This is a genomic window from Stakelama marina, assembly GCF_018122655.1.
GTDB classification, from domain to species: Bacteria; Pseudomonadota; Alphaproteobacteria; order Sphingomonadales; family Sphingomonadaceae; genus Sphingomonas; species Sphingomonas marina.
Genome location: NZ_JAGRQC010000003.1, coordinates 172,172 through 195,510, shown reverse-complemented (window position 1 = coordinate 195,510; position 23,339 = coordinate 172,172). Strand labels below are relative to the sequence as shown.

At 66.3% G+C, this 23,339-nt stretch carries 23 protein-coding genes; 12 read left to right on the top strand and 11 right to left on the bottom strand.

What is annotated here, in order from left to right:
- Nucleotides 1-10: 10 nt before the first annotated feature.
- Both J7S20_RS10690 and J7S20_RS10685 read right to left on the bottom strand, forming a co-directional pair.
- Nucleotides 11-1,084 (bottom strand): type III polyketide synthase, encoded by a 1,074-nt coding sequence (locus J7S20_RS10690; RefSeq protein WP_284054221.1) that lies wholly within the window; start codon nt 1,082-1,084, stop codon nt 11-13.
- A gap of 114 nt (nt 1,085-1,198) precedes the next feature.
- Nucleotides 1,199-1,813, bottom strand: a complete 615-nt coding sequence (locus tag J7S20_RS10685; RefSeq protein ID WP_284054220.1) for a class I SAM-dependent methyltransferase — start codon at nt 1,811-1,813, stop codon at nt 1,199-1,201.
- A 164-nt stretch (nt 1,814-1,977) separates the two neighbouring features.
- On the opposite strand from J7S20_RS10685, the gene J7S20_RS10680 reads away from it, so the two are divergent.
- Entirely contained in the window at nt 1,978-2,271 is a 294-nt protein-coding gene (locus tag J7S20_RS10680; protein WP_347709231.1) for an antibiotic biosynthesis monooxygenase family protein, read from the top strand.
- Nucleotides 2,272-2,315: 44 nt separating this feature from the next.
- The gene (locus J7S20_RS10675; protein WP_284054580.1) at nt 2,316-3,566 is read left to right on the top strand and encodes an MFS transporter; all 1,251 of its coding nucleotides are present in this window, start codon (nt 2,316-2,318) and stop codon (nt 3,564-3,566) included.
- Between the two features lie 15 nt (nt 3,567-3,581).
- Here J7S20_RS10675 and J7S20_RS10670 read toward each other — a convergent pair whose 3' ends face one another.
- Nucleotides 3,582-5,885, bottom strand: coding sequence for a CDC48 family AAA ATPase (locus tag J7S20_RS10670; protein WP_284054218.1), 2,304 nt, complete (start codon nt 5,883-5,885; stop codon nt 3,582-3,584).
- A gap of 288 nt (nt 5,886-6,173) precedes the next feature.
- Here J7S20_RS10670 and J7S20_RS10665 point away from each other — a divergent pair, with 288 nt between their 5' ends.
- Nucleotides 6,174-7,064: a LysR substrate-binding domain-containing protein gene (locus tag J7S20_RS10665; protein ID WP_284054217.1), complete on the top strand. Its 891-nt coding sequence runs from the start codon at nt 6,174-6,176 to the stop codon at nt 7,062-7,064.
- 20 nt (nt 7,065-7,084) lie between these two features.
- Here the strand turns inward: J7S20_RS10665 and J7S20_RS10660 are convergent, their stop codons facing one another.
- The gene (locus J7S20_RS10660) at nt 7,085-7,543 is read right to left on the bottom strand and encodes a peptidylprolyl isomerase (RefSeq protein WP_284054216.1); all 459 of its coding nucleotides are present in this window, start codon (nt 7,541-7,543) and stop codon (nt 7,085-7,087) included.
- A 243-nt stretch (nt 7,544-7,786) separates the two neighbouring features.
- Here J7S20_RS10660 and mgtE point away from each other — a divergent pair, with 243 nt between their 5' ends.
- Together mgtE and J7S20_RS10650 are read left to right on the top strand one after the other, a co-directional pair.
- Complete coding sequence (gene mgtE / locus J7S20_RS10655) at nt 7,787-9,190, top strand: magnesium transporter (protein ID WP_284054215.1); 1,404 nt, start codon at nt 7,787-7,789, stop codon at nt 9,188-9,190.
- Between the two features lie 25 nt (nt 9,191-9,215).
- Nucleotides 9,216-9,626 carry a DUF1489 family protein gene (locus J7S20_RS10650; RefSeq protein WP_284054214.1) on the top strand — a complete coding sequence of 137 codons (411 nt, stop codon included), beginning with the start codon at nt 9,216-9,218 and terminating at the stop codon, nt 9,624-9,626.
- Here J7S20_RS10650 and msrA read toward each other — a convergent pair.
- The 4 genes from msrA to pabB all read right to left on the bottom strand — a co-directional run bounded on the left by msrA (nt 9,623) and on the right by pabB (nt 13,683).
- Nucleotides 9,623-10,279, bottom strand: a complete 657-nt coding sequence (msrA, locus tag J7S20_RS10645) for a peptide-methionine (S)-S-oxide reductase MsrA (RefSeq protein ID WP_430980942.1) — start codon at nt 10,277-10,279, stop codon at nt 9,623-9,625. The two genes, J7S20_RS10650 and msrA, sit on opposite strands and share 4 nt — an antisense overlap.
- Nucleotides 10,280-10,356: 77 nt before the next feature.
- On the bottom strand, nt 10,357-10,506 hold the full coding sequence (locus J7S20_RS10640; protein ID WP_284054212.1) for a hypothetical protein: 150 nt from the start codon (nt 10,504-10,506) through the stop codon (nt 10,357-10,359).
- 156 nt (nt 10,507-10,662) lie between these two features.
- A complete protein-coding gene (locus J7S20_RS10635) occupies nt 10,663-11,862 on the bottom strand; it encodes a pyridoxal phosphate-dependent aminotransferase (protein ID WP_284054211.1) in 1,200 nt (399 codons plus the stop codon).
- Nucleotides 11,863-11,922: 60 nt separating this feature from the next.
- On the bottom strand, nt 11,923-13,683 hold the full coding sequence (gene pabB / locus J7S20_RS10630) for an aminodeoxychorismate synthase component I (RefSeq protein ID WP_284054210.1): 1,761 nt from the start codon (nt 13,681-13,683) through the stop codon (nt 11,923-11,925).
- An 83-nt stretch (nt 13,684-13,766) separates the two neighbouring features.
- On the opposite strand from pabB, the gene J7S20_RS10625 reads away from it, so the two are divergent.
- Nucleotides 13,767-14,429, top strand: a complete 663-nt coding sequence (locus J7S20_RS10625; RefSeq protein WP_284054209.1) for an MBL fold metallo-hydrolase — start codon at nt 13,767-13,769, stop codon at nt 14,427-14,429.
- Here J7S20_RS10625 and J7S20_RS10620 read toward each other — a convergent pair.
- A complete protein-coding gene (locus tag J7S20_RS10620; RefSeq protein WP_284054208.1) occupies nt 14,426-14,860 on the bottom strand; it encodes an MAPEG family protein in 435 nt (144 codons plus the stop codon). The genes J7S20_RS10625 and J7S20_RS10620 overlap by 4 nt on opposite strands.
- A gap of 214 nt (nt 14,861-15,074) precedes the next feature.
- On the opposite strand from J7S20_RS10620, the gene rpmF reads away from it, so the two are divergent.
- From rpmF to J7S20_RS10595, 5 genes are all read left to right on the top strand, one after another.
- Nucleotides 15,075-15,254 carry a 50S ribosomal protein L32 gene (gene rpmF / locus J7S20_RS10615; RefSeq protein WP_284054579.1) on the top strand — a complete coding sequence of 60 codons (180 nt, stop codon included), beginning with the start codon at nt 15,075-15,077 and terminating at the stop codon, nt 15,252-15,254.
- Nucleotides 15,255-15,283: 29 nt separating this feature from the next.
- Nucleotides 15,284-16,315 carry a phosphate acyltransferase PlsX gene (gene plsX / locus J7S20_RS10610; RefSeq protein ID WP_284054207.1) on the top strand — a complete coding sequence of 344 codons (1,032 nt, stop codon included), beginning with the start codon at nt 15,284-15,286 and terminating at the stop codon, nt 16,313-16,315.
- A complete protein-coding gene (locus J7S20_RS10605; protein WP_284054206.1) occupies nt 16,312-17,271 on the top strand; it encodes a beta-ketoacyl-ACP synthase III in 960 nt (319 codons plus the stop codon). The genes plsX and J7S20_RS10605 overlap by 4 nt, the downstream gene beginning before the upstream one ends.
- A 90-nt stretch (nt 17,272-17,361) precedes the next feature.
- Nucleotides 17,362-17,667 (top strand): integration host factor subunit alpha, encoded by a 306-nt coding sequence (locus J7S20_RS10600; RefSeq protein ID WP_284054205.1) that lies wholly within the window; start codon nt 17,362-17,364, stop codon nt 17,665-17,667.
- 4 nt (nt 17,668-17,671) lie between these two features.
- Nucleotides 17,672-18,016, top strand: a complete 345-nt coding sequence (locus tag J7S20_RS10595; RefSeq protein ID WP_284054204.1) for a MerR family transcriptional regulator — start codon at nt 17,672-17,674, stop codon at nt 18,014-18,016.
- Here J7S20_RS10595 and J7S20_RS10590 read toward each other — a convergent pair.
- Both J7S20_RS10590 and J7S20_RS10585 read right to left on the bottom strand, forming a co-directional pair.
- Nucleotides 18,013-18,552, bottom strand: coding sequence for a SixA phosphatase family protein (locus J7S20_RS10590; RefSeq protein WP_284054203.1), 540 nt, complete (start codon nt 18,550-18,552; stop codon nt 18,013-18,015). The two genes, J7S20_RS10595 and J7S20_RS10590, sit on opposite strands and share 4 nt — an antisense overlap.
- A gap of 9 nt (nt 18,553-18,561) precedes the next feature.
- Nucleotides 18,562-21,210 (bottom strand): ATP-dependent DNA helicase, encoded by a 2,649-nt coding sequence (locus J7S20_RS10585; RefSeq protein ID WP_284054578.1) that lies wholly within the window; start codon nt 21,208-21,210, stop codon nt 18,562-18,564.
- Nucleotides 21,211-21,491: 281 nt separating this feature from the next.
- Between J7S20_RS10585 and J7S20_RS10580 the strand changes: the two genes are divergently transcribed.
- The gene (locus J7S20_RS10580; protein WP_284054202.1) at nt 21,492-23,006 is read left to right on the top strand and encodes a glucuronyl esterase domain-containing protein; all 1,515 of its coding nucleotides are present in this window, start codon (nt 21,492-21,494) and stop codon (nt 23,004-23,006) included.
- Nucleotides 23,007-23,339: the final 333 nt, after the last annotated feature.

The following is a 23,339-nucleotide window of genomic DNA, read 5'->3' as shown; positions in this document are numbered from 1 at the left end:
GCGAGGCTGCTCACGTTGCGCTCCGGAAGCCGAATCCCTCGGCGGCCAGGCCGGGACCGAAGGCGAGGGCGACGCCGTTTTCGATTTTCTCGCCCGTCATCAGCCGTTCGAGGACGAACATCAGCGTTGCCGAGGACATGTTGCCGAAATCGCGCAGTACCGAGCGCGAAACCGAAAGCGCATTCGCATCGAGCGCAAAGCCGCGCTCGACGGCGTCGAGGATCGACCGGCCTCCGGCATGCACCGCCCAGCCGTCGATCTCGCCCGGCTCGCGCCCGCCGGTCGCGGCGTCGGCGAAGGCCGCGTCGCTCAGCCCCTCGGCGATCCGCCCCGGAACTTCTCCCGACAAATGCATCGCGAAGCCACGATCGGTGATGTCCCAGCGGATCAGCGAGTCCGAATCGGGGAGCGTGGTCGCGAACGGGTCGCCGAGCACCAGCCCCGCCGGCTCCGCCGTTACGAGCGCTGCCGCCGCGCCATCGCCGAACTGGAGCATGGCGAGCAACGGCTCGAGCGTGTCGTTGTCCTGCAGGTGGAGCGAGGACAGCTCGACACACAGCACCAGTACACGGGCATCGGGCTCCGACCGGACGATGTGCCGCGCGCTGCGCAGCGCCGACACCGCGGCATAACAGCCCATGAAGCCGATCAGCAGCCGTTCGACCGAGGGCAGCAGGCCGATGCGACGCGCAATGATCTGGTCGATACCCGGCGCGACAAAGCCGGTGCAGCTCGCCACGACCAGATGCGTGATGCCGTCCAGCGAGCATTTTTCGCGCAAGCGCCCGATCGCTGCGATTCCCAGTTCGGGAGCCGCCTCGGCATAAATCGCCATCCGGCTGGCGGTGCCGGGCATGCCGCCTGCATAGAACCCGCCCGGATCAACGGGACTTACCATCGCTTCGGTCTGCGGCAGAACCGACCAGCGATGCGCGATTCCAGAGCGTTCGGCCATGCGGTCGAACAGTTTGCGCTCGCGCGGGTTCGACAGCCTGTCCCGTGCCCAGCCGATAAAGGCGCCGTGGACATCCTGATCGGGAACCGCCGACGCGACGGCGTTCACACAGGCTTGATGTTGCAGCATCGATCTCCCGCAAACCGGCAATGGCCCGACGGGAATTCGGCGGGGTCTGGTATCAGCTACGCGCCGCTACCGGGTTCGTTCCCGTGCGCTGGCGTGCCGATGGTCGCCCGGACCTCAGTCCTTCCACGCCCAGTAGAGCTGCGCAGGCGGGATGTTCCACCATTCCATATCGTGGTCGATACGCTCGAATTCGGGGTCGAGAAAGTCCTTCACCTTGGGCGAGAACTGATAGACCAGAAACGCGCCGCCGGTGCGCAGCACCTGCGCGGTCTTCATCGCGATACGATCGCCGATGCCCGGCGGCAGCGTGGAAAAGGGAAGTCCCGACAGCACGTAATCGGCATTTTCATGGCCGTGCTCGGCAATGATCTTGTCGACATCGGCGGCCGACCCCTGCACCGCGAAGAAGCGCGGATCGTGGATGGTGTCGCGCAGATAGCCGATGAAATCGGCGTTGGTGTCGATCGCGATATAATGCGCATCGGGGCCGAGCCGATCGAGAATCGCCTGGCAGAAGGTGCCGACGCCGGGGCCGTATTCGACGAACAGCTTGGTCGCCTGCCAGTCGACGGGCGCAAGCATCTTGCGGATCAGCTTGTTCGAGGACGGGATTACCGAGCCGACCATCACCGGATGTTTCAGGAACCCCTGGAAGAACATTGCCCAGGGCGACGGAGTGCCGTTGCGCCGGGCGCCCTTGCGGGCGGCGGTGGTGGAGGGTGAATGCATGTCGATCCCGTGATTGCGTGCCCCCAATATGGTGGCGTTCGCGCTCCGTCGCAAAACTGGCCCGAACAATCAAGCGGGTCTGTGGCGGACATGGCGTGCTTGGCGGCTGCGTTGAAAGGCCGTAGGCCTGACTTATGGGCAGGGGGCGCAGGGGTCAGATAGCGGTGATCTTCACCTCGCGGCGGACCGCGAACGACGGCGTCGGCTATGATCGCGCCGCCGCGCAGATGGAGGCGCTCGCCGCCGCTCAGCCGGGCTTTGCCGGTTTCGAAAGCGTGCGCGGAGCCGACGGGGTGGGGATCACGGTCAGCTATTGGCAGGACCGCGAAAGCGCCTGCGCGTGGCGCGATCATCCCGAACATAGCCGCATTCGACAGCTCGGGCGCGATCGCTGGTACCGGTCCTATTCGATCACCGTGGCCGAGGTCGAGCGCGCGTATGACTGGACTGCGCCGTGAACGCGCGTCGTCCCCCGGCGGTCTTCGCGCTGCTCTTCACCGTCATGCTGACCACGGCGGCGGGCAATACCGCGCTGCAATCGGTGCTTCCCGCGCTGGGCCGGTCGCTGGGCGTCGTCGATAGCGCGGTTGCGGCGGCATTTTCGGTGTCGGCACTGCTATGGGTGATCGCTGCGCCCTTCTGGGCCAACCGTTCCGACCGGCATGGCAGGCGTGCGATGGTCATGCTCGGCATCAGCGGGTTCACGCTGTCGCTGGTGCTGTGCGGCAGCTTTCTCGCGGCGGGCATCAACGGGTGGATCGCGCCGACCACCGCCTTCCTGCTCTTCGTGTGCGGACGAATGATCTACGGCGCGTTCGGGTCGGCGGCACCGCCCGCGGTGCAGGCCGTGGTCGCCGGGCAGACGACGCGAGACGAACGCACGCGCGCGCTCACGCTGCTGTCGTCGGGGTTCGGCCTGGGTACGATCCTCGGTCCCGCGATCGCGCCCTATGTCGTGTTCGAATATCTCGGCCCGGTGCGCGTGGGGCTGGCCAGCCCGGCCTTCGTGTTCGCGCTGTTCGGGCTTGGCGTGCTGTTTTTCGCGCACCGCATGCTCCCGCGCGACGATCAGGACGGCGTGCACGGTGCCGCCGCCAGCTACCCTTCGATCGGCGGCCAGAGTTCGGGCGCGAGCATCACTGCCGCGACCGCCGAGCGTGCCGAGCCTGTCGGCTATTTCGACCGCCGCATCCGCAGCTGGATCGTCGTCGGCCTCGTCGCGGGCCATGCGCAGGTGATGGTCAGCCAGACGATGGGATTTCTCGTCATCGACCGGCTGAACGTCTCGCCGATGGAGGCGATCGAACCGACCGGCATGGTGCTGATGATGGGTGCGGGCTCGGCGCTGCTTGCGCAATGGGGGATCATCCCGATCCTCAACCTCGCACCGCGCACGCTGGTGCTGGCGGGCGCGGTATTCGGCGCGCTGGGGTGCCTCATCACCGGTACCGCAACATCGCTCTACACCATCGCGATCGGCTATTCGCTCGCCGCGCTCGGCTTCGGCTTTGCCCGGCCGGGCTTCACCGCCGGGTCGTCGCTTGCGGTCGGCGCTGCGGCGCAAGGTTCGGTCGCGGGCAAGGTAACCTCGATCAACGGCGCATCGTTCGTACTCGGCCCGTCGATCGGCGTCGGCATGTACGAACTGTGGCGGCCGCTGCCCTATTGGGTCGCGGCGGCGGCCCTCGTCGCCACGCTCGCCTACGGCTTTTTCACGCTGCGCAGCGGTGCCGAGGTCGAACCGGCGGACTGAATCGGCGCAGCACCGTCAGTCGCCGTCGCCGCCCTTCACCGCGTCGCGCGGTTCGAGCTGTCCCGGCGCGATGAAACCGATCGGCTGGATCGACACCGCCTCCTGCTTCAGCTTTGCCGCCATCCGCTCGTAATCGCGCTCCATTTCGGGCGTCACCGATGCGCGCGATTCCTTCAGTGCGGCGCGGAAATGCGTCATCGACACCTGCGTGTTGTCGCGCGATTCGCGCAGCGCGATCAGGCCGGCGCGGCGCACCACATCTTCCAGATCGGCACCGGTGAAGCGATCGGTGTCCGCGGCGATCGCGCGCAGATCGACATCGTCGGCCAGCGGCATCTTCTGCGACTGGATCTTCAGGATGCGCTCGCGGCCATCCTGATTGGGCACGCCGACATAGACGAGCTCGTCGAAGCGGCCGGGGCGCAGCAACGCCGGATCGACCAGATTGGGCCGGTTGGTCGCGCCGATCACGACCACCGACTGCAATTCCTCTAGCCCGTCCATTTCGGCGAGGATGGTGTTGACGACGCGTTCGGTGACCTGCGGCTCGCCCAGCCCGCCGCCGCGCGCCGGGACAAGCGAATCGAGCTCGTCGATAAAGATCACGCAGGGCGATACCTGTCGCGCCCGCGCGAACAGCCGCGCGATCTGCTGCTCGCTTTCGCCATACCATTTGGACAGCAGGTCGGACGATTTGGTGGCGATGAAATTCGCCTCCGCCTCGCGCGCGACCGCCTTGGCGAGCAGCGTCTTGCCGGTTCCGGGCGGGCCATAGAGCAGGAAACCCTTGGCGGGCCGAATTCCCAGCCGGCGAAAGGCGTCGGGTTCCTTGAGCGGCAGTTCGACGCCTTCCTTCAGCCGCATCTGCGCATCGTCGAGGCCGCCGATATCGTCCCAGCGAACCTTGGGCGCCTGGACCATCACCTCGCGCATGGCAGAGGGCTGGATACGCTTGAGCGCCTCGAGGAAGTCGCTGCGTTCGACCGAGAGATTCTCGAGCACTTCGGGCGGAATCGTCCCGTCGGTCAGGTTGAGCTTCGGCATGATGCGGCGCACCGCCTCGATCGCCGCTTCGCGCGCGAGTGCCGCGATGTCGGCGCCGACAAAGCCGTAAGTCGTGCGTGCCAGCTCATCGAGGTCGACCTCGTCGCCCAGCGGCATGCCGCGCGTATGAATGCCCAGTATCTCTCGCCGCCCGCGTTCGTCGGGCACGCCGACGACGATCTCGCGGTCGAAGCGTCCCGGTCGGCGCAGCGCCTCGTCGATCGCCTCGGGCCGGTTGGTTGCCGCGATCACGATCAGGTTGGTGCGCGCTTCCAGCCCGTCCATCAACGTCAGAAGCTGTGCGACAAGCCGCTTTTCGGCCTCACCCTGCACGCGGTCGCGCTTGGGTGCGATCGAATCGACCTCGTCGATGAAGACGATCGACGGCGCCGACTTCGATGCGTTCTCGAAGACCTCGCGCAGCCGCCCTTCCGACTCGCCGTACGCCGAACCCATGATCTCGGGCCCGTTGATGAGGAAGAATTCAGCATCCGATTCGTTGGCGACGGCGCGCGCAAGCCGGGTCTTGCCGGTTCCGGGCGGGCCGTGGAGCAGCACCCCCTTGGGCGGGTCGACGCCAAGCCGCTGAAACAGTTCGGGATAGCGCAGTGGCAGCTCGACCATCTCGCGAAGCTGGTCGATCGTCGCGGCCATGCCGCCGATATCGTCATAGGTGACATCGGCGCGGCGGCTTTCGCGCGCTTCCTCGTAATCGGTGCGCAGCTCGACCTCGGTATCGGCGTCGATATGGACGACGCCCTTGGGGCTTGCCGACACGACGTTGAGACGGATTTCCTGAAGCGCATAGGCCGGCGCGCGGAGGTGGCGTGCAACCTCGGGCGGGATATTGCCGACCGGTTTCTGCCCGACCGTGGCAACGACGTCGCCCTGGCATAGCGGGCGCCCGGCAAAGGTCCGCTTGATGGCCTCGGCAGAGCCCTGAAGCCGCAGATTCTTTTGCGCCGGTGCAAACACCACGCGAGTCGCGGGCTTGGCGTCGGCCTTGCGGATTTCGACCATGTCGCCCGATCCGACGCCGGCATTGGCGCGCTGAAGCCCGTCGAGGCGGATGATGTCCAGCCCCTCGTCCTCCGAATAGGGAAAGACGGCGAAGGCTGGCGTCGCGCGCTTGCCGACGATCTCGACCACATCGCCCTCGCCCACGCCCAGCGCGGCCATCACGGCGCGCGGAAGGTGCGCAAGACTTCGTCCCGAGTCTTCCGACCGGGCGTTGGCAACCTGCAAGCTCTGGGGGGTGGACTCGTCGTCGGCCATGCCGGCTCCTCTTGTTCTCGCGTCCCGGGGACGCGTGACATAGGGTCGCGGTTCCGCGATGACGAGGGCGGCGGCGGACAAAAAAAGGGCCAGCCCCGAGGGGCCGGCCTTGAAAAGGTTTAGGAGAGGATGCCTGAAAGGCCTGTCCTATGTGCAGTGCAGCAGAGTTTTGTGCAAGTGCGAAAAGGCTTTTCGCGATTTACATAATTGCAACTTGATAGCGGTAACAACCGTGAAACAGACTATCATTGCTTGCAATCGTCCTGACGCGGCGCACAATAATCGGCGATGCGCAGACTCCCGCCCCTGACCGCCATAGAGGCGTTCGTCCATGTCGCCCGGCTCGGTTCGATAAAGGCCGCCGCCGACGAACTCGCGTTGTCCTCGCCTGCGCTCAGCCGCCGCGTCCAGGCGCTCGAGCGCTTTATCGGCAAGTCGCTGTTCGAACGACGACATCAGGCATTGGTGCTCAATGCCGATGGTGAGCGTCTGTTGTCGCGGGTCGCGCCCGCGCTCGACATGATGGCCGATGCGGTCGAGGAAATGACGACCAGTTTCGACATTCTCCGCCTGCGCCTCGGCGTGCTGCCGCTATATGCGACGCAGCAGTTGCTGCCGCGCCTGCCCGACCTGCGTAAGCGCCATCCCGAGCTTCACCTCGATGTCGATACCGCCGGGCACGGCCTCGCCCGCTTGGGCGACGGACTCGATGCCGCGATCGTCCTCGCCCAGGATATCGACCCGTCGATCTATGCCCGCCGACTCGACCGCAACAAGGTCTATGTGATCGGCGCGCGGTCGCTCGTCGAAGGCGACGATCCGGTAACCCGGCCCGAGCAGTTGAAGGGCCAGACCGCGCTTCTGCACCGCGAAATGCCCGACACCTTCGTCGCCTGGCGTCACGCCGTCGGCCTGCCCGATCTCGAACCGGGGGCGGTCGATCATTTCGATTCGGGGTCGCTGATGCTCGAAGCCGCGGCGCAGGGTCTCGGCATCGCCTTCATGCTCGAGGCGCATTTCAACGCTGCGCATGACGAACGGCTGGTGCGGCTGTTCGATATCGAGGTGGAAAGCAGCTACAGCTACTGGTTCGTCTGCCGGCCGCGCGCGCTGGCGCAGCGACCGGTCAAACTGTTTCACGACTGGGTGCTGGAAGCGTTCGGCGCCGAACCCGAATAGGGCCGGCGCCGGCGCATTCTTTACGCGGTGGTGCGCGCCTTCACGATCTTGCCCGGTTCACGCGGCGGCTCGCCCTTGGGCAGCGCGTCGACATGTTCCATGCCAGAGGTGACTTCGCCCCAGACGGTGTACTGACCGTCGAGGAACGTCGCGTCGTCGAGGCAGATGAAGAACTGGCTGTTCGCGCTGTTCGGATCCATCGTCCGCGCCATCGAACAGACGCCGCGGATATGCGGTTCCTTGCTGAATTCGGCGGGCAGGTCGGGCTCGTCCGAACCGCCGGTACCGGTGCCCGTCGGATCACCACCCTGCGCCATGAAGCCGTCGATCACGCGGTGGAACACCACACCATCGTAAAAGCCCTTGTCGGCGAGCGTCGAGATGCGTTCGACATGCTTGGGCGCGAGATCGGGGCGAAGGCGGATCGTGACGTCGCCACCCTCGAGAGTCATTACGAGCGTGTTGTTGGCGTCGGACATGGGCAAGCGATACTCCGGTTAGTGGAAACCGGCCCGTAGGGATATCGCGAGCCGTTTGCAACAACCGCGTGAACCGCGCAAAGCGGCTATCGACAGGCCCCGGGAATGCACCGATTCGGGGCACATTCTGCTATCTTCTTGGCGCCGTTGAAAAGTTTCTGCTGCCGCCCTGTTTTGCACGATTGGCAGGCCGCGGCGTGATCGCTAGACCGGCACGGGGCAACGGGAAAGGAGGTCCGGACCATGAGCGAGACCGAGCTTTCCGACCCCGTCGAGACGCCCGAGAGCGAGCTTGACGAGGACGACCGGCTGAAGGCCGATTTCGTCCGTGCGGTGCTCGACGCGGTCGAAGAAGGCGATGGCGAGGCTGCGCGCGAAAAGGTCGAGCCGCTGCACCCGGCCGACATTGCCGACCTGATCGAGCTGACGCCGGGCGAGCAACGGCCTGCGCTCGTCGCTGCGATCGGCGACCTGATCGACGGCGAAGTGCTGACCGAGATGAACGACTGGGTGCGCGATGCGCTCGTCGAATCGCTCGATCCGAAACAGATCGCCGGCATGGCCGCCGAACTCGATACCGACGACGCGGTCGCGATCATCGAGGATCTCGGCGAGGCCGGGCAGCGCGCGGTGCTGCGCGCGCTCGACCCCGATAACCGCGCGGCGATCGAGGAAGCGCTCAGCTATCCCGAGGAATCGGCCGGCCGCCTGATGCAGCGCGAGCTGATCGCGGTGCCCGAACACTGGACCGTCGGCGACGTCATCGACTATCTGCGCGGCGACGAGGAACTGACCACCGATTTCTGGGAAATCTTCGTGGTCGATCCGGGCCACCACCCGCTCGGCACCTGTCACCTTTCCTGGATTCTCCGCGCCCCGCGCAGCGTGCTGGTGGGCGACGTGATGAAGCGCGAACAGACGCTGATCCCGGTCGACATGGATCAGGAAGAGGTCGCGCTGCGCTTCCAGAAATATGCGCTTATCTCCGCGGCCGTTGTCGATGGCGGCGGGCGGCTGGTCGGCATGATTACCGCCGACGACGTCGTGCATATCATCTCGCAGGAAGCCGGCGAGGACGCGCTGCTGATGTCGGGTGCGGGCGAGGGCGACATCAACGAACCGATCCTCGACAGCTACCGCGCGCGGGTGCGCTGGCTGATCGCCAACCTTGCCACCGCGCTGGTCGCGGCGACCGTCATCACGCTGTTCGAAGGCACGATCAGCCGAATGGTCGCGCTTGCCGCGCTGATGCCGATCGTCGCCGGTGTCGGCGGCAATGCGGGGACGCAAACGATGGCGGTGACGGTGCGCGCGCTCGCCACCAACCAGCTTACCGAATCGAACACGTTGCGCGCTATCCGGCGCGAGATCACGATCGCGCTGCTCAACGGATCGACCGTGGCGGTGGTCATCGGCACCGCGGTCGCGCTGTATTACCACCACCCCGCACTCGGCGCGGTAATCGCCACGGCGATGATGACCAACATCCTGATCGCCGGGCTGGCCGGTGTGGTCGTGCCGCTGACGCTCGAACGCTTGCGGGCCGACCCGGCCGTGGCGTCATCGGTATTCGTCACGATGACGACCGATTCGATGGGGTTTTTCGTCTTTCTCGGGCTTGCGACGGTCAGCGGACTGGTGGGTTGATCACGGCTGTCGCCGCGCCCAGATCATGCACGTGCCGCTTCACATCACCAAGGTCGCCTTCGGCAATCCGAGCGTCGAGCATCTCGCGCAGCGGCTCGCGATTCGCGGGCGCGACGGGCCGATGTTCCTGACGACGCGCTATCTGCCCAAGCGGCACGAAGAGATTGCGGGGCAGGGATCGCTGTTCTGGATCATCAAGCATCAGCTTGTCGCCCGCTCGCCGATCATCGGCTTTGCCGGTGCCGAGGATGGCCGCACGCAAATCCATATCGCGCCGCGGGTCGTGCGCGTCGCGCCGCAGCCAAAGCGCGCGCATCAGGGGTGGCGCTATCTGGAAGACAAGGATGCACCGGCCGACCTGGTCGAGGCCGCCGAAGGCATCGCCGACCTGCCGCCCGCACTTGTCGGCCAGCTCACCGACCTTGCGCTGATCTAGCGCGAGAGCGTGGGATAGGCCGCCTTCAACGCCGCCACCTTGGGTTTGTCCCAGCGCACGATATACGCGCTGTTCGGGTGTTTGCGGTAATAATCCTGGTGATAGCGTTCCGCCGGATAAAATCGGCCGCCTTCCAGCCTGGTCACGATCGGCTTTCCGAACGTGCCGGCCTTGCGAAGTTGCTCGATATAGCGCGCAGCGACCATCTTCTGCGCATTGTTCTGCGGAAAGATCGCCGATCGGTAGCTCGGGCCGCGATCGGGGCCCTGCCGGTTGAGCTGTGTCGGATCGTGCGCGACCGAGAAATAGATGCGCAGCAGCGTGCCGTAGCTCACCACGCCGGGATCATAGGTGATCTTCACCGCCTCGGCATGGCCGGTTTTCTCGGTGCCGACCTTGGCATAGCTCGCGGTCGACGCCTTGCCCCCGGCATAACCGTTGGTCACCGACTTCACACCCTTCACATGCTCGAACACCGCTTCCATGCCCCAGAAGCAGCCCCCGGCGAGCACCGCGGTCTGCAGCCCGTGCGGCTTTGCCATGGTGAAAGCGGGTGCGGGAACCGGCACCGCGCGCTCGGCGCCGCCGGCAGGGTTCAGCGCAGCGGCGGCCAGCAGGCCGGCACCGGCAATGGCGAACAGCGATTTGGGCATCATGTCTCTCCGTTTGCGAGGGCGTTCGGCTGCGGCGTCGGCTTCCTGCCGCCCGCGCCCCTCGACGGAGATACGGGTCAGCGGATCAGCTGGATTTCCGAATGCGTCGGCGCAGGCGTCGGATGCTCGTCGGCATGCACCGACTGGACGGCCACCAGGCCGACCGCGCCAATTGCAAAACCACCAAGGAAGAGCCGGAAAAAGCCGGCATTCTGTACCTTACGCATCGTAACCACTTTCACGTCTTTCGGGCGTATCGCCGCTATCTCGTTTGGAAACGCCAACGACCCCCGCCGCCGACGGCGGCCAGATCGCAGGCGAATCGCCAATTTTCAAGCCCAAACTATACTTGGGCGTACATTAATAGAAAATGGACGCGCCGTTCAGCTAAGCGCGGCGCAGGCCTCGGCAATCCGGTCGCACGCCTTGGCGAGCAGTTCTTCCGAGGTGGCGTAGCTTATGCGCATCGCGGGAGACAGGCCGAACGCCTCGCCATGCACCGCCGCGACGCGCGCTTCGTCGAGCAGATAGCCGACCATTGCCGCGTCATTGTCGATCACCGCGTCCTTGGGCGTTTTCTTGCCGATCAGGCCGGAAAATTCGGGATAGACGTAAAAGGCGCCCTTGGGCGTCGGGCACTGCATGCCGTCGATCGCGTTGAGCCGCGCAACGACCAGGTCGCGCCGCTTCTGAAAGGCCATGTTGCGCTCCTTCAGGAACGACTGGTCGCCACCCAGCGCCGCCACTGCCGCGGCCTGCGCGATCGAACTCGGGTTCGACGTCGATTGCGACTGGAGCTTGGCCATCGCGCGGATCAGCCATTGCGGCCCGCCGGCGAAACCGATCCGCCAGCCGGTCATCGCATACGCCTTTGAACAGCCATTGACCGTCAGCGTGCGCTCGTAAAGCTGCGGGCAGGCCTGCGCGATCGTCGTGAATTCGAACCCGTCATAGACGATGTGCTCGTACATATCGTCGGCGAACACCCAGACATGCGGGTGCCGGTCGAGCACCTCGCCCAGTGCTTTCAGCTCGTCGGCGGTATAGGCGGCGCCGGTCGGGTTCGACGGCGAATTGAGCACCAGCCACTTGGTACGGTCGGTGATCGCCGCTTCGAGCTGTTCGGGGCGCAGCTTGTACCCCTGATCGGCGCCCGCCGCGACGAACACCGGCTCGCCGCCGCAGAAGCGCACGACATCGGGATAGCTCACCCAATAGGGCGCAGGGACGATCACCTCGTCACCTGCGTCGAGCGTCGCGACCATCGCGTTGAACAGCGTGTGCTTGCCGCCGACATTCACGCAGACCTGCGTCGTCGCGTAATCGAGTGCGTTGTCGCGCTTGAACTTGGCGACGATCGCTTCCTTCAGTTCGGGCGTGCCGTCGACATTGGTATATTTGGTCTTTCCCGCGCGGATCGCCTCGATCGCCGCTTCCTTGACGAAATCGGGCGTGTCGAAATCGGGCTCGCCGGCGCCCAGGCCGATGACGTCGATGCCCTGGCGGCGCAGCTCGGCGGCGCGGGCGGTCATGGCCAGCGTGGCCGAGGGCTGGATACGGTCGATCGCGGCGGAAGTCTTCATGGCGGTGGGGCCTGCGGGTCTGGAGGAACGGGCGGCGCGCTCTTACCCGGCACAGCCCCGTTAGGCAACCAGCCGCGCAACGATCAGGCCGCGAAGGGCGTTGCCGACGTAAAATCCTTGCGCAAGATCGGCCTCGGTAACGTCGCCCTCGACCGCCTTGCCAGTCGCCAGCAGTTCGGCGCGCAGGATGCCGGGCAGCAGCCCCAGATCGGCGCGCGGCGTCACCAGCACTCCGTCGCGCTCGACAAAAACGGACGTGAAGCTGCCTTCGGTGACGAGGCCGTCCTCGCCGACGAACACCACCTCGTCGGCGCCGCTTGCCGCGCGCGCGCCGTCATAAAAGCCGCGATCGCTCGTCTTGTGACGCAGCCGGAAATCGTCGCGCGCCACGGGAAGCGGCGCCAGCGCGACCGATAGCGGTTGCCGGATCGCGGCCGGCATCGGCGCGATCTCGATGGCGACCGCGCCGGTCCGGGAAAGGAGAAGGCGAATCTTGCGCGGCTCGCGCAGCCGGAAGGTAGCGGCCTGCAACTCGTTGCGCGCGCCGTGCCGGTCGAAATGGAAATCGAACGCTGCCGCGCTCGCCTTCATCCGTTCGAGATGCCGCTCGAGCAGCACAATTCCGGCATTGGGATCGAACTTCATCGTTTCGATCAGGTCGAACTGGCGCTGTCCGGCGGTCAGAAACGCCCCCTTTGATAAGCATTCGTCCCATTCATCGCCGGGAACCGAATCGGCGACCAGCCCGGACCCGAGGCCGAGCGTGTACGAACCGTCCTTGTCGCGCGTGAGCGTGCGGATCGCAACGTTGAACATCGCGTCTCCGTTCGAATCGATCCGTCCGATCGCTCCGGTATAGACGCCGCGCGGCCGCCCCTGTTCGACCTCGCCGATCACCTGCATCGCGCGGATCTTGGGAGCGCCGGTCACCGATCCGCAGGGAAACAGCGCGCGCAGCGCATCGACCGGCGAGCGGTCGGGGGCGAGCTTCGCCTTCACCCCCGACACCATCTGATGCACCGTCGGATAATGTTCGACGACGAAGCGTTCGGGCACGCGCACGCTGCCGGGTTCGGCGATGCGTGCGAAGTCGTTGCGCATCAGATCGAGAATCATCAGATTTTCGGCGCGCTGCTTTGGGTCGCCGTGCAGCGCCTCGGCCAGTGCGCGGTCCTCCTGCGCCGTTTTGCCGCGCGGGGCGGTGCCCTTCATCGGTCGCGCGGTCAGCACGCCGTCCTGCAGCGCGAAGAACAGCTCGGGCGAAAAGGACAGGATGAGCGCGTCGCCGGTCGATACGATCGCGCCATATCCCGCATTCGCGCGGTCCCGGATCGCGGCGTACAGCGCGAGCGGATGGCCATGCGCGCGAACCGTCGCGCGAAAGGTCAGATTGGCCTGATAGATATCGCCCGCCGCGATGAGATCGGCGATCCGGGCCGCCCGGCGCTCATATTCGGCGCGGTCGATATCGGGCTGCGGTGCCCCGATCCAGGCGCCGCCGGGACCGCCGAGCAGCGAAGGAAAATCGTCTGGCGCGATGACCTCATAGCGGTCGAACAGTCCGAACCAGATGATCGGCACGCCGTCCGCCCCGGCATCGCCCGCACGCGGTTCGAAGGCGGGCGCGGCGGCATAGGACAGATATCCTGCCGCGCTCAGGCCCCTGTCGCGCGCGCCCTCGATCCGTTCGAGCACGTCATCGACCGAGGCGAGGTCGTCGGCGCGAACGATTTCCACCGGCGCGCGGTACAGCCGCGGCGATGCGCCGCCCTTTCGGGCGTCGTCGAGCAGGACGAAGGGATGGCGGATGTCGAGGCGCATGGCTGGTCCGGCGCATGCAGCGGCGCGGCGCGGGGGGCAAGCCCATGTTGTCGCACCGCCGCCATGCGCCTATGTCCGATCGCATGGCCAATCCACCGCTTCGCGCCGCGATCATCCCCGTCACGCCGTTCCAGCAGAACTGCACGCTCCTGTGGTGCACGGAAACGATGCGCGGGGCATTTGTCGATCCCGGCGGCGATCTGCCCAAGCTGCGCGCGGCGATGGAGCAGCACGGCGTCACGATCGAGAAGATCATCCTGACTCACGGCCATATCGACCATTGCGGCGAAGCCGGCATATTGGCGAAGGAACTGGACGTTCCGATCGAAGGCCCGCATGAGGCCGACCGTTTCTGGATCGCGCGGCTCGACGAGGACGGCCGGCAATATGGTTTCCATGCGCAGGTGTTCGAACCCGATCGCTGGCTCGACGAGGGCGACCGGGTGAGTATCGGCAATCTGACGCTCAACGTTTATCACACGCCCGGCCACACGCCGGGGCACATCATATTCCACCATCCCGAATCGAAGCTCGCGCTGGTCGGCGACGTGCTGTTCGCCGGGTCGGTCGGCCGCACCGATTTCCCGATGAGCGATCCGCAGGCGCTCATCGATTCGGTTGTCACCAAACTGTGGCCGCTCGGCGACGACACCCGGTTCCTGCCAGGCCACGGCGCGATGAGTGATTTCGCGCGCGAGCGGCAGACCAACCCGTTCGTATCCGACGCCGCGCTCGCGCGCGCCTAGGCGGTCGGCGACACCGCCTGGACCGGTGCTGCGGGCTGCGCATGCGTGATGCCGCTTTCGAACGGTAGGATGACCGCATACAGGCCGAGGATGGCGAGCAGCAGCAGGGTAACCGCGATGCCGGTAACGCGCCCCGGCATCCAGCCGTCCATGCCGAAGGCGTGAAGGATGCGCGCGATCACGAAGGCGGCTGCCGCCACCCACAGCAGCACCGAACTGCCCTGCGCATGTTCGATCAGCGCGATCAGGATCAGCACGAAGGGCGCATATTCGACGAAGTTCATCTGCGCGCGCATCCTCGCGATCAGCCGCATATTGCCGCCATCGCCGACGCTGATTCCCTCCGCGCGGCGGATCTGGCCGACGCGAAAGCCCAGCCACACGGCGATCAGCGCGCAAGCGCCAGCAGTAACCAGCGTGATCGTCAACATTGCCTGTTTCCCCCGAATGATGGTGATGCCGCTCTCGTGGCACGACGTCTGACGGCTTGCAACGCCGCAGAAAATCGCTATAGGCGCTCGCTCGCTCCGTGACCTGCCGCTTGCCGGTCCGGCGAGTGGCCGAGGCCCGTGCCGCTTGCCTGTTTGGCTGCTGGCGCGTATCGCGACCCCGAACGTACAGAAGTTTTTGGATAAAGGTGCCGAAATGGCAGTTCCCAAGAGAAAGACTACGCCCTCCAAGCGCGGCATGCGCCGCTCGCACGATTCGCTTAAGGTTTCGGCATTCCAGGAATGCCCGAACTGCGGCGAGCTGAAGCGTCCGCACAATCTGTGTGGTGCTTGCGGCCATTATAACGGCCGTGAGGTCGTTTCGGTCGAGGGCTGACCGACAACAGGATACGAGGCAAGTACGGCATGACTTCTAGCTCCCGGATCGCCATCGATGCGATGGGCGGTGACGAGGGGTTGGCCGTAATGCTCGCCGGTGTCGCGCAGGCGCGGCGCCGTTTTCCTGCGATGGAATTCCTCCTCGTCGGGGACGAGGCTGCGATTCGGGAGGGGTTGAAGAATCACCCCAACCTGACCGCGGCGTCCGAAGTCGTGCATGCGCCGGAAGTGGTCGCGGGCAACGAAAAGCCCAGCCAGGCGATTCGCCGTGCCAAGACGACGTCGATGGGCGTTGCGATCGACCTCGTAAAACAGGGGCGTGCGGGTGCCGCGGTATCGTCGGGCAATACCGGCGCGCTGATGGCGATGGCGAAGCTTTCGCTGCGCACGATGCCGGGGATCGACCGGCCCGCGCTCGCCGCGCTGCTGCCCAGCCTTGGCGATAACGACCTCGTGATGCTCGACCTCGGCGCCAATACCGAGTGCGATACGCGTAACCTCGTCCAGTTCGCGGTGATGGGCGCCGCCTATGCGCGCACTGCGCTCGATCTTCAGGCGCCGCGCGTTTCGTTGCTCAACATCGGCACCGAGGATCAGAAGGGCACCGACCAGATCCGCGAGGCCGCGAACCAGTTGCGCACAGCGCTCCACCTGCCGATGCAGTTTTCCGGCTTTATCGAGGGCGACCGCCTGTCGCGCGGAGAGGTCGATGTCGTGGTGTGCGACGGTTTTTCGGGCAATATCGCGCTCAAGACCGCTGAAGGAACGGCGCGCTTCGTCGCCGACCTGCTCAAACAGGCCTTTCGCAGCTCGGCGCGATCAAAGATCGGCTTTCTGATCTCGCGCCCGGCGACCGACCTGCTGCGCAACCATCTCGATCCCAACAATCACAATGGCGCGGTGTTTCTGGGCCTCAACGGGCTTGTCGTGAAAAGTCATGGCGGCGCGAACGAGATCGGCGTCGCCAATGCCTGCGGTGTCGCTGCCAAGATGGTTCGCGACGATCTGACGCGGCGCATCACCGAAGACCTCGCCAATTTCGAAGCGGAGGCTGCATGACGCGCCGTTCGGTCATCGCGGGTACCGGATCGGCGCTGCCTGCGCGCCGCGTCTCGAATGCCGAACTGGCCGAAACCGTCGATACGTCGGACGACTGGATCGTCGAGCGTACCGGAATCCGGTTCCGTCATATCGCGGGGCCGGAGGAAACGACAGGCACGCTCGCCGCCGACGCGTCAAAGGCAGCGCTCGCATCGGCGGGGATAGCGGCCGAGGACATCGACCTGATCGTGCTCGCCACCGCGACGCCCGACCAGACCTTTCCCGCCACCGCGACGCGCGTTCAGACCGCGCTGGGTATCGACGATTGCACCGCCTTCGACGTGGCCGCCGTGTGTTCGGGATTCCTGTATGCGCTCCAGGTTGCCGACAGCATGATCGTCGCCGGAGCCGCCAATCGCGCGCTCGTCATCGGCGCCGAAACCTTCAGCCGCATCCTGGACTGGGAAGACCGGACGACCTGCGTGCTGTTCGGCGACGGCGCGGGCGCGGTCGTGCTCGAAGCTCGCGAGGGCGAAGCCGGTGTGCTGGCGACGCGGCTTCACGCCGATGGGCGTCACAACCAGCTTCTGTATGTCGATGGCGGTCCGTCAACGACGGGCACGGTGGGCAAGCTTCGGATGAAGGGACGCGAGGTGTTTCGCCACGCCGTCGTCAATCTGGCGGCTGTGATGGGCGAAGCGCTCGAGGCCGCGGGGCTCAGCGCCGACGATGTCGACTGGGTGGTTCCGCATCAGGCCAATGCCCGCATTCTCGATGCGACGGCGCGCAAGCTCGACCTCGCGAATGAAAAGGTGATCGTCACCGTCGATCAGCATGCCAACACCTCCGCCGCATCGGTTCCGCTAGCGCTCGACACCGCGGTTCGCGACGGACGGATCAAGCGCGGCGACCTGCTGGTGCTGGAGGCGATGGGCGGCGGGTTTACCTGGGGCGCGTCGATTGTCCGATTTTGAAACGTAACGCATGCGTCACATTCTATTTGCGACATTGCGTTACTGTGATACTCTCCAGATTGAAGTAATTTAGTACCGAGGAGGCTAGCGATGGCAACGGGAACGGCCGGAACGCTGACCAGGGCGGACCTGGCGGATGCCCTCAATCGCGAGATTGGCCTCTCGCGTGCCGAATCGAGCAAATTCGTCGAGGATATCCTCGACAAGATGTGCGGCGCGCTCGCCGATGGCGAAAACGTCAAGATTTCGGGCTTTGGAAGCTTCATCCTGCGCGACAAGGGAGAGCGGATCGGCCGCAACCCCAAGACCGGGGTCGAGGTGCCGATCGCGCCGCGCCGCGTGCTGACCTTCCGCGCCAGTCAGATGATGCGCGACCGGATCGTCGAGGCAGGATAACCTGGTGGCGGGATCGTCGTCCGCCAAATCCAGCGGTGCCTTCCGCACGATCGGCGAGCTTTCGAAGGAACTCGGCCTCCCGCAGCACCGTCTGCGCTATTGGGAAACCCGCTTTTCGCAGCTCCGACCGCTTCAGCGCGCCGGCCAGCGGCGCTATTACCGACCGGAGGATGTCGAACTAGTCCGGCGGATAGACCGGCTGCTCAACAGAGAAGGCTATACCATCCGCGGCGTGCAGAAGGTGCTGGCGGGCGGTAGTGAGACGCCGGTGGCGGCCGCAACATCGGCAACGCCCTTGCGCCGGATACGCGACCGGCTGGCCGATGCGCTCGCCGCCGATGCGCGCTAGATAATATCGGGGCCGAGCGCGGCATCGAGGTCGCGCGGGCGGACGAATGTCTCGATATGCCCGGTCGCGGGGGCGACATCGGCCCAATGATCGACATCGAAACGCAGTTCGGCGACGCTGGCGGTCGGAAACTTCTCCTCGATTGCCGCACGCGCTTCGCTTTTGCCGATTTCGGAAAGCGCCAGCGCCAGTTCTTCGAGTCCCGGATTATGCCCGACGATCAGAACGCGCGCCAAATTGTCGTCGAGCTCGCGGACAATGTCGATCAGCGTCGCGCAGGATGCCAGATAGACGCGCCGGTCGGTCATGGTCGGCGATGACCGGCCATACCCCTCGGCGAAGTGATCGAGCGTTTGCGACACGCGCAGTGCCGGCGACGCGACGATCTGGTCGAAGCGCAGGCCCAGATTGCGAAGGTGCCGCCCCATCGTCGTCGCCGCGCGCTCGCCCTTGGGGTTGAGCGGGCGGTCGAAATCGCGCGCGACCGGGTCGTCCCAGCCGGACTTGGCGTGGCGCAGCAGGATCAGCGTCTTCATGGCGCTCCGTCAGGCTTCCTCCACCCGCTCATGCACCATGGTTCTTACGGAAGAAAGACGCTGCGCGCGTACAATCGCCTCGTCGAGCGTCATTCGCGTGACCGGCGTGCCCTCGGGAAAGGCCGATAGCAGCCGCGACGGCATTGCCGCCGACAGCAGCACGAACATGCCGCGATCGTCGGCGCGGCGGATCAGCCGGCCGAACGCCTGGGCGAGCTTCGCGCGCACCACCCGGTCGTCATATTCGCGCCCGCCCGCCGCCATCCGCCGTGCGGCGTGGAGCACGGTAGGCTTGGGCCAGGGCACGCCTTCCATCACCACCATGCGCAGCGAATTGCCCGGCACGTCGACCCCGTCGCGCAGCGCATCGGTGCCGAGCAGCGAACTGCGCGGATCGTCGCGGAAGATATCGACCAGCGTCCCGGTATCGATCGGGTCGACATGCTGCGCGTGGAGCGCCAGCCCCTCGCGCGCGAGCCGGTCGGCGATCCGCGCATGGACGCCGCGCAAGCGCCGGATCGCGGTGAACAGCCCCAGCGTTCCGCCTTCCGCCGCCGCGATCAGCCGCGCATAGGCGTTGGCGAGGCTGCCCAGATCGCCGCGCTTCACATCGGTCACGATCACCACCTCGGCCTGTTCGGCATAATCGAACGGGCTGACGGCTTCGAAATGGCTCGGACCGCGCAGCAGGTGGTTGGCGCCGCTGCGCGCCTCGGCGACGTCCCAGCCACCGCCCGCGCGCAGCGTTGCCGAGGTGATCAGCGCGCCGTGGGCGGGTTCGAGCACGGTCTTGGCGAACGGGCGGCTGGGGTCGAGCCAGTGGCGGTGCAGCCCGATGTCGAACTCGCGCCCCTCGAACCGATCGACCGCCAGCCAGTCTACGAAATCGGGATCGGCCGGCCCGCCGATCCGCGCGATCAGTGCCAGCCACGCGGTCACCGTGTCGGTGCGCCACCCGAGCGAGGCGATCGCGCCCTCGATCCGCGCGCGCGCCGGGCCGTCCATCCAGTCGGGTGCTTCGGCAAGCACCGCCTCGAGCCGCCGCCCCAGCGCCACCAGCGGGCGCACCATCGCGTCGAGCGCCTCGCCCGCCGGCCCCGCCGCCTCGACCAGCTCGGGCGACGGTTCGGCGAGCTCGGTCTCGAGCCCGTATCCAGCCTCCGCCCCCTTGGTGTCGCGCGCATAGACGAGCCCGCGCACCGCGGCGAGCAGCGCCTCGATCGGCCCGAACGGCTCACCCTCGTTCAGCCGCTGGAGCCACTGGTCCGACGGCAGCGCCATCGCCGCGTCGACCGCCTGGGTGATCGCGCGGGCGCCTTCCTCGTCATAGCTCGCGACATCGGACAGCCGTGCCGCCAGCCCGCGCCGTCGCCCGCGGCTGCCGCGTTCGGGACCGATGATCCAGCGCCTGAGCTCAATCGCCTCCTGCCCGGTCAGCGCGGCGGCGAACATCGCGTCGGCGGCGTCGAACAGGTGATGTCCCTCGTCGAAGACGTAGCGCGTCGGCCGCGTTCCCGTCTCTCGCCCGCGTGCGGCGTTGACCATCACCAGCGCGTGGTTGGCGATGACGATATCGGCCTGCGCCGAATCGCGCGCGGCGCGTTCGATGAAGCATTTCCGGTAGTGCGGGCACCCGGCATAGATGCATTCGCCGCGCCGGTCGGTCAGCGCGGTAGATCCGTTGCGGCGGAACAGCGTCGGCAGCCAGCCGGGCAGGTCGCCGCCGATCATGTCGCCGTCCGAGCTATAGGCCGCCCAGCGCGCGACGAGCTGCGCCAGGATCGCCGCGCGCCCCGCAAAGCCGCCCTGCAGCGCGTCCTCGAGGTTGAGCAGGCACAGATAATTCTCGCGCCCCTTGCGCGTGACGACGCGGGCGCGGCGCTCCCTCGCATCGGGGAACAGCCGCTCGGTTTCGTGCCCCAGTTGCCGTTGCAGCGCCTTGGTAAAGGTCGACACCCATACCGCGCCGCCCGCCTGTTCGGACCAGAGCGAGGCGGGCGTCAGATAGCCGAGCGTCTTGCCGATCCCCGTTCCCGCCTCGGCGAGCACGAGATTGGGCGCGTCGCGCATGTCGCGCGGGGCAAAGGCATGCGCGGTGGCGCTGGCATAGCTGCGCTGCCCCTCGCGCCGTTCGGACCCGTGGCCGGTCAGCTGATCGAGCCGCGTTTCGATATCCGCGTCATGCAGCGTCACGGTGCGCGGGGCAGGGCGCGCAGCCGCCTCTTCCCATTCGGGCAGTTTCGAGAACAGCCAGCGCTCGGCGCGCTCGGGCTTGGCGATCAGTGGTCCGACCGCCGGCGCCCAGGGCCAGCGCAGCCGCATCAGCGACTGCACCGCCGTCCAGGCGCCCTCGCGTTCGGGCCAGTCGCTTTCGGGTACCGCGAGCAGCTTTGCCGCTGCCTCGCGCAGCATCGGTGCGATCGCCGCATCGTCTTCCGGCACGTCGAGGCCCAGCGTGCGCGCCAGCCCGCGCGGCGTCGGCACCATGAACCGCGCGGGGTGGAGAAAGGCGAACAGTTCGAGCAGGTCGAGCCCCGACAGGTCGCCATAGCCGAGCCGCTGCCCGACCAGCGGCGCGTTGAGTAGGAGGACCGGCGTATCCGCCGCGATCCGGATCGCTTCGCCGCGCCCGACCGAGCGTGTCTCGCCATCCGGCATCGCGATCCACGCGCCGGCATGGCTGGCATGAAGGGCAGGATAGAGGAGGTCGGCCACACCCCCTTTTCGCGAACCGGGAACAGATTGGCAACAATTGTCGCGCCGTCGCTTCTGCGCAGGCAGGAGCCTATCGCTGACGCCGCATATCGGACCGTTCGCGCAATACGCGGCAAAAGTCGTTGCGCGCCATTCCATTGAGCGAAAGGCTTCCCGCGGCCCCGCATTGATTCAAAGCCGTGCGCCACTGATGATGATAGCGATAACAAAAGGCGGGGGCGGATATGCGAAAGGCAATCATCGCGACAGGGCTGGCGCTGAGCGCGACCGTGGCGGTCGCCGCCCAAAAGCCCGTTTCCGACGCGCCGCGCGATCTGAGCGCCGCGCAGGGTCGCCAGATCATGATGGACAAGCTCGACGTCACCGCGCTCCGGCCGGGGCCGAGCAGCGATCCCAATGCTCCCAACCACGCCAATTACGACGAGGCGAAGGCCAATCCGCATCCCGAGCTTCCGCCCGTCCTGACAACCTTCGACGGGCGCAAGGTGACGACGCCCGACATGTGGTGGAAGGTCCGGCGGCCCGAAATCGCCGAGACCTATGCGCGCGAAGTCTATGGCCGTGTTCCCGACACCGTCCCGTCGGTCACCTGGCGCGTGCGCGCGACCGACACGGAGGAGATGGGCTGGCCGCGAACCAGGGTGAGGGCGCGTCAGTTGGTCGGCCATGTCGACAATTCGGCCTATCCCGCGATCGACGTGAATATCCGCATGACGGTGGTAACGCCCGCCGATGCCAAGGGGCCTGTGCCGTTGCTCATCATGTTCGGCCGCGACGAATTTCCCGCCCCGTCGCAGCCGAGCCGCGCAGAATATGAGCGCATCGACGCCGCGATGAAGGCGCTGCTCGTCCGGCAGGACCCGTCACTCGCAAAGGTCTTCGACGATCATCAGGCGCTTGCGCTTGCATCGCAGCCACCGGTTGGGTGGCCCGATCCGAACGAGATTTCGCGCCCCGACGTGCTGATAAAGGCCGGCTGGGGCTATGCGCTGCTCGATACCGCCAGCGTCCAGGCCGACAATGGCGAGGGGCTGACGCGCGGGATCATCGGTCTGACCAACCATGGCCGCACGCGCGAGCCCGACCAATGGGGTGCACTGCGCGCATGGGCCTGGGGCGCCAGCCGCGCGCTCGACTATCTGCAAACCGACCCGACGGTGGACAGCGACCATGTCGGCATCGAAGGCGTATCGCGCTGGGGCAAGGCGGCGCTGGTCACGATGGCGTTCGACCGCCGCTTCGCGATGGGCCTGATCGGCTCGTCGGGCAAGGGCGGAACGACGCCGCTGCGCCGCAATTTCGGGGAGGCGGTTGCCAATCTCGGCACCGGCGAATATTACTGGTTCGCCGGTAATTTCCTCAAATACAACGCGACCGCAGGGCCGGGTGCGAAGACGATCACCGATCTGCCGGTCGATTCGAACGACCTGATCGCGCTATGCGCCCCGCGGCTCGTGTTCGTCAGCTACGGTATCCCTGAAAAGGGCGACGCGAAGTGGCTCGACCATCGCGGCAGCTGGATGGCAACGCTCGCCGCCAGTCCGGCATGGGAGTTGTTCGGCCATCACGGCCCGATGCCCGGCGCCGATTATCGCACCACGCCGATGCCGCCGGTCAATCACGGCCTGACCGACCACCGCCTCGCCTGGCGCCAGCACGACGGCGGCCACACCGACGCACCCAACATCAAGCCCTTCACCGAATGGGCGAGCAAGATGATCGGATTTTCGCCCGAATAAGCGCCGCACGACGCCCGTCACGACGAGGCCGAATCCCGGTGCCCGCACCGCAGCCGCCGCGGCGACGCCCCGATGATGGCCGAGTTCGGTCGGCCGGCCGGGCCCAATACCCGTTCCTATTCCAAATCGCGTCGTTCCTGCGCGGGAGCGACGGATCTGCAGGAAACGCCGACCCCCACCGTCACCCCGGACCTGATCCGGGGTCCAAGGCGATATGGTACCAAAGCGCTCTCGGCGTGTGTATTTCCGGGTATGCCCGATCAGGTCCGGCATGACGAGATGGCAATCCCACCACGCCGATCCCCCACTTCCCAGTCGGCAAGGCGATTCGCA

What these genes read in the sequence shown, in the direction of transcription:
- mgtE (WP_284054215.1), top strand. Translation starts at nt 7,787, where the DNA reads ATGAGCGAGACCGAGCTTTCCGACCCCGTCGAGACGCCCGAGAGCGAG.
- J7S20_RS10625 (WP_284054209.1), top strand. Translation starts at nt 13,767, where the DNA reads ATGGCCAATCCACCGCTTCGCGCCGCGATCATCCCCGTCACGCCGTTC.
- J7S20_RS10620 (WP_284054208.1), bottom strand. Translation starts at nt 14,860, where the DNA reads ATGTTGACGATCACGCTGGTTACTGCTGGCGCTTGCGCGCTGATCGCC.
- J7S20_RS10600 (WP_284054205.1), top strand. Translation starts at nt 17,362, where the DNA reads ATGGCAACGGGAACGGCCGGAACGCTGACCAGGGCGGACCTGGCGGAT.
- J7S20_RS10590 (WP_284054203.1), bottom strand. Translation starts at nt 18,552, where the DNA reads ATGAAGACGCTGATCCTGCTGCGCCACGCCAAGTCCGGCTGGGACGAC.
- J7S20_RS10670 (WP_284054218.1), bottom strand. Translation starts at nt 5,885, where the DNA reads ATGGCCGACGACGAGTCCACCCCCCAGAGCTTGCAGGTTGCCAACGCC.
- J7S20_RS10665 (WP_284054217.1), top strand. Translation starts at nt 6,174, where the DNA reads ATGCGCAGACTCCCGCCCCTGACCGCCATAGAGGCGTTCGTCCATGTC.
- J7S20_RS10605 (WP_284054206.1), top strand. Translation starts at nt 16,312, where the DNA reads ATGACGCGCCGTTCGGTCATCGCGGGTACCGGATCGGCGCTGCCTGCG.
- J7S20_RS10690 (WP_284054221.1), bottom strand. Translation starts at nt 1,084, where the DNA reads ATGCTGCAACATCAAGCCTGTGTGAACGCCGTCGCGTCGGCGGTTCCC.
- msrA (WP_430980942.1), bottom strand. Translation starts at nt 10,279, where the DNA reads ATGCCCAAATCGCTGTTCGCCATTGCCGGTGCCGGCCTGCTGGCCGCC.
- J7S20_RS10675 (WP_284054580.1), top strand. Translation starts at nt 2,316, where the DNA reads ATGCTGACCACGGCGGCGGGCAATACCGCGCTGCAATCGGTGCTTCCC.
- J7S20_RS10650 (WP_284054214.1), top strand. Translation starts at nt 9,216, where the DNA reads ATGCACGTGCCGCTTCACATCACCAAGGTCGCCTTCGGCAATCCGAGC.
- J7S20_RS10640 (WP_284054212.1), bottom strand. Translation starts at nt 10,506, where the DNA reads ATGCGTAAGGTACAGAATGCCGGCTTTTTCCGGCTCTTCCTTGGTGGT.
- J7S20_RS10660 (WP_284054216.1), bottom strand. Translation starts at nt 7,543, where the DNA reads ATGTCCGACGCCAACAACACGCTCGTAATGACTCTCGAGGGTGGCGAC.
- J7S20_RS10585 (WP_284054578.1), bottom strand. Translation starts at nt 21,210, where the DNA reads ATGCCGGATGGCGAGACACGCTCGGTCGGGCGCGGCGAAGCGATCCGG.
- J7S20_RS10580 (WP_284054202.1), top strand. Translation starts at nt 21,492, where the DNA reads ATGCGAAAGGCAATCATCGCGACAGGGCTGGCGCTGAGCGCGACCGTG.
- J7S20_RS10685 (WP_284054220.1), bottom strand. Translation starts at nt 1,813, where the DNA reads ATGCATTCACCCTCCACCACCGCCGCCCGCAAGGGCGCCCGGCGCAAC.
- pabB (WP_284054210.1), bottom strand. Translation starts at nt 13,683, where the DNA reads ATGCGCCTCGACATCCGCCATCCCTTCGTCCTGCTCGACGACGCCCGA.
- rpmF (WP_284054579.1), top strand. Translation starts at nt 15,075, where the DNA reads ATGGCAGTTCCCAAGAGAAAGACTACGCCCTCCAAGCGCGGCATGCGC.
- plsX (WP_284054207.1), top strand. Translation starts at nt 15,284, where the DNA reads ATGACTTCTAGCTCCCGGATCGCCATCGATGCGATGGGCGGTGACGAG.
- J7S20_RS10635 (WP_284054211.1), bottom strand. Translation starts at nt 11,862, where the DNA reads ATGAAGACTTCCGCCGCGATCGACCGTATCCAGCCCTCGGCCACGCTG.